Source organism: Idiomarina sp. UBA4206, from assembly GCF_002383015.1.
GTDB classification, from domain to species: domain Bacteria; phylum Pseudomonadota; class Gammaproteobacteria; order Enterobacterales; family Alteromonadaceae; genus Idiomarina; species Idiomarina abyssalis.
This window is the reverse complement of record NZ_DFTS01000014.1, coordinates 64,276-68,065: the sequence shown is the minus strand read 5'-3', so window position 1 is coordinate 68,065 and position 3,790 is coordinate 64,276. Positions and strand designations below refer to the sequence as shown.

Annotated in this window: 7 protein-coding genes; 1 reads left to right on the top strand and 6 read right to left on the bottom strand. The window is 44.1% G+C overall.

What is annotated here, in order from left to right:
- On the top strand, window positions 1–214 hold a 214-nt coding region (locus tag B3180_RS02985; protein WP_286842947.1), incomplete at its 5' end, for a hypothetical protein.
- A gap of 73 nt (window positions 215–287) precedes the next feature.
- Here B3180_RS02985 and B3180_RS02980 read toward each other — a convergent pair.
- From B3180_RS02980 to B3180_RS02955, 6 genes are all read right to left on the bottom strand, one after another.
- On the bottom strand, window positions 288–608 hold the full coding sequence (locus B3180_RS02980) for a ComEA family DNA-binding protein (protein WP_054487643.1): 321 nt from the start codon (window positions 606–608) through the stop codon (window positions 288–290).
- 108 nt (window positions 609–716) lie between these two features.
- Window positions 717–1,412, bottom strand: coding sequence for an orotidine-5'-phosphate decarboxylase (gene pyrF, locus B3180_RS02975; protein ID WP_278356199.1), 696 nt, complete (start codon window positions 1,410–1,412; stop codon window positions 717–719).
- Window positions 1,413–1,415: 3 nt separating this feature from the next.
- Window positions 1,416–2,573: a lipopolysaccharide assembly protein LapB gene (gene lapB / locus B3180_RS02970; protein ID WP_278358669.1), complete on the bottom strand. Its 1,158-nt coding sequence runs from the start codon at window positions 2,571–2,573 to the stop codon at window positions 1,416–1,418.
- A 6-nt stretch (window positions 2,574–2,579) separates the two neighbouring features.
- Window positions 2,580–2,840: a lipopolysaccharide assembly protein LapA domain-containing protein gene (locus B3180_RS02965; RefSeq protein ID WP_286842943.1), complete on the bottom strand. Its 261-nt coding sequence runs from the start codon at window positions 2,838–2,840 to the stop codon at window positions 2,580–2,582.
- 74 nt (window positions 2,841–2,914) lie between these two features.
- Window positions 2,915–3,196, bottom strand: coding sequence for an integration host factor subunit beta (locus B3180_RS02960; RefSeq protein ID WP_054487634.1), 282 nt, complete (start codon window positions 3,194–3,196; stop codon window positions 2,915–2,917).
- Window positions 3,197–3,233: 37 nt separating this feature from the next.
- Window positions 3,234–3,790: S1 RNA-binding domain-containing protein (locus tag B3180_RS02955; protein WP_286842941.1), on the bottom strand; the 557-nt coding region annotated here is incomplete at its 5' end.

Genomic DNA, 3,790 nt, shown 5'->3' with positions numbered 1-3,790 from the left:
AGGTAAGGCCGAGGCCGTTATACCAAACCGTTCTTTGAGCGGCTCATCCTTTTCGGCCATGACTAAAGCTACGGCAGTAGAGCGCACTGAAGATTTCAAAGCGCTACCTATTGCACAAGCGACCAGTCGCCAGGAGTTTACTAAGGACAGTCGTGTAGCGAGTATTTCTCAGGCTCGCTCCAGTTCTTATGCTGAAATGGCGAAATGTGACTAAGGGTATTTAAGCAACAAAAAAGGTCGGTAGTTATACGCTACCGACCTTTTTTTATCTCTGGAGTTTAAGTTTCTTACTGCTTAATAGTAATGAATGCGCGGTTTTTTTCTAAGGTTTTTGCGCCTATACCTTTCACATCAAGTAGTTGCTCAACTTCTGTAAAGCCACCTAATTGCTCACGTAACTCGATAATTTGCTCGGCTCGTTTCACGCCGACACCAACCAGAACGTCGGAAATTTCCTGAGCAGAGCCGGTATTAATGTTGACAGTTTTTACGTTGGTATCTTGCACTACTGGTGATGCAGTTGCTGTAACCGGCATTGAGCCCGCTTGTGCACCGCAAACCCAAAAGAGTGATGTTCCTAATAGTATGGATAATAATTTTAGCTTCATAGTATCTGTTCCCTTTCGATAAAATCACTGCGTCACTGCAGTAGAGATACTATAGCCGAACTTTTTTACCATCTGGCGAGATTACGACATTACCAGGCGTTAAGTAGGTTACTCTCCTATGGAAGCCAGAATTTCTGCAACGGTCTCTTCAGGGTTTTCTGAGCGCGTGATAGGACGCCCGATAACCATATAGTCAACACCTGCAAGTATAGCTTCCTTAGGGGTCATTACTCGCTTCTGATCGTCCGTTGCACTATTGGTAGGTCTTATCCCCGGCGTAACCAGTTTAAATGATTCACCCAGTGCGTCTTTAAGCATGCGCGCTTCTTGTGCAGAGCATACCACACCGTCTAAGCCTGCTTTCTGCGTCAACTTAGCTAAATTGAGTACCTGTTGTTCTGCCGTTACCTGAATACCAATATCAGCAAGATCTGCATCACTCATACTGGTCAGCACCGTTACAGCAATTAGCAATGGTGGGTTATCAAAAGGCTCGAGAGCATCTTTAGCCGCTTTCATCATGTCACTTCCGCCACTGGCGTGGACATTGACAATATCAACACCAATTTTAGCCGCCGAAGTGACAGCTTTAGCAACTGTATTGGGAATATCGTGAAATTTTAAATCCAGAAAGATGGAAAAACCTTGTTCTACTTGCTTGCGTACCCATTCAGGGCCAATAGAGGTAAACAACTCCTTTCCAACTTTAAGTCCAACTTGCCCGGAAGGAAGCCTGCTGACTAACTGGTCAGCTTCTTCTTGTGTCTGGCAATCTAAAGCTACATATATTTTCGGCAATGCCATGTCTTATTCACCATCTAGTCCAAAAATAGGTTTTGTTGTTGACCAACTCTTACAGGAAGGACAACGCCAATACAAAGTATGCCCTGAGAAACCGCAATGACGGCACTTATAATTTGGCCTCTGCACTATGTGTTCGTGCACCATTTTCTGCAGTCTACGAAGACTGTCACGGGCATTACCAACATCAGCGGCCCGGATGTGAAGCCCCATTAAATAATGGAACCCTCGCATCGTTGGATGCTGCTCTAACACCTGAGTCATAAAGTGCTCGGCATCTTCAATGCTTTGAGATTCGCAAATTTTTTCGGCCAGTGTAATTGCTGCCGTTATTCCGGCGTTCTGTTCGACACAAATATGGAGAAATTCGATAAACGTATGAGTATCAGAAGTCTTTTCAAAAGCTTCCTCTAGCAACGGTATGGTTTCGCAAACAAACGACTTATCTTGTTCAAATACCCGGGTCAGATAATTAATAGACTCACTATACCGCCCTTCATTCATATAGATTTTACCCAGGGAAAGTACGGCGCGAACACAGTTATCATCATGTTTTAATGCTTTATTGTAATGCTTTACTTTACTGGTGGTATTGTCATCTAACTCAGCAAGTTCGCAATAGAGTTGCGCCAGAACCACTCGAGCTTCCGGGTCTTGCTTAGACAGCCGTAAGGCAATCTTTATGGCTTTATCCCACTCATGGGTAGATTCGTACAGCTCCAGAAGGTGCTTTTGGCTCTTTTCCCGAAACAGTTTGTAACTTTGCAAACCCGCAAACATCTGTTCAGCGCGATCGTAAATTCCGGCAGAAAGGTAATCTTTTCCTAACTCATACATAGCTGTTAAACGGTCGTGCTCGGATAAATTAGGAAGTGATGTCAGATTTTTATGAATTTTTATTGCCCGGTCTACTTCGCCCCGGCGACGGAATAGCTTCCCTAAAGTCCAGTGCGTTTCAATGGTTTCGCTATCAACATCCAATAGCTCGACAAACAAATCTACAGCTTTGTCTGGCTGGTCTGATAATAAAAGGTTGATACCAGTCGCGTACTGTTTAGAAAATCGCTTTTGTTCTTTCCGCTCTTCTGTGCGAACACTGTTACGACCCATGAACCAGCCATAGGCAGCAGCAATTGGTAGAAGCAGGAAAAGAAGCTCTAGCATGAGCTATTAACTCTCTTTATCCAATTTATTGACGCGTCTAAGCAGGCGATTGTAACGATAACGCCAGGACAGACTCGACAGGAAAAGTAGGAGAATACCAACAACAAACCAGCTACCAAAAAAGATAGCCAGTAATGATGCAACAGCCATTTCAGTTTGCAGTACCAACAAATTCACAATAACAGTTTGTGGGTTCTGGGCACCAAAAGCCATTGCTAAAAGAAATATGAGTAATACAGGAATGAGAATAAGCAGCTTCTTCAGCATAATCGCTTACCTGTTAGTTATAAAAAAACGGCATGCCAGTATAGCATGCCGTTTTTATCAATCGAGCTTAAAAACTAACTTAACGTATCGACCCTCTCGCGAAGCTCTTTGCCCGCCTTAAAATGCGGTACATACTTACCGTCTAATTCAACGGCTTCACCCGTTTTTGGGTTACGACCTACACGAGGAGCCCGATAATGCAGAGAGAAGCTTCCAAACCCTCGAATTTCTACGCGCTTGCCTTGTGACAAGGACTGCACCATCTGTTCAAGAATTTCTTTTACCGAAGCTTCAACCTGCTTAGGAGGTAACTCGTGTTTCAAAGTTAACCTTTCAATCAGCTCTGATTTAGTCATCATTACCTCCTCTAATCAACTGCGTAAGTGCAGGAAATTATTCGTCGTCAGTTTTTGCAGCTTTAAAGGCTTCAGCCATTGCGCTGTTAAGACCGCCGCTTTCTTGCTGCTTGTTGACGCTTTCAACCGCTTCTTTCTCTTCTGCTTCGTCTTTCGCTTTGATAGACAAGCTCAGAGTACGGTTTTTGCGATCAACGCCCATGAAGCGAGCTTCAATAGAATCACCAACGCTTAATTCAGTGCTTGCATCTTCAACACGCTCACGTGAGATGTCTGCTGCACGAACATAGCCTTCAACGCTTTCAGCTAATTCAACTTTAGCGCCTTTAGCGTCTACTTCAGTAACTGTACCTGTAACAATAGCACCTTTTTTATTGGCTGCCAGGTAGTTATTGAATGGGTCTTCTTCAAGCTGCTTGATACCTAGTGAGATACGCTCACGTTCAGCATCAACCTGCATAACTACAGCGGTAACTTCTTCACCTTTTTTGTAGTCACGAACGGCTTCTTCGCCAGTAGCGTTCCAGCTAATGTCTGACAAGTGAACCAAACCATCAATACCGCCATCAAGACCGATGAAGATACCGAAGTCAG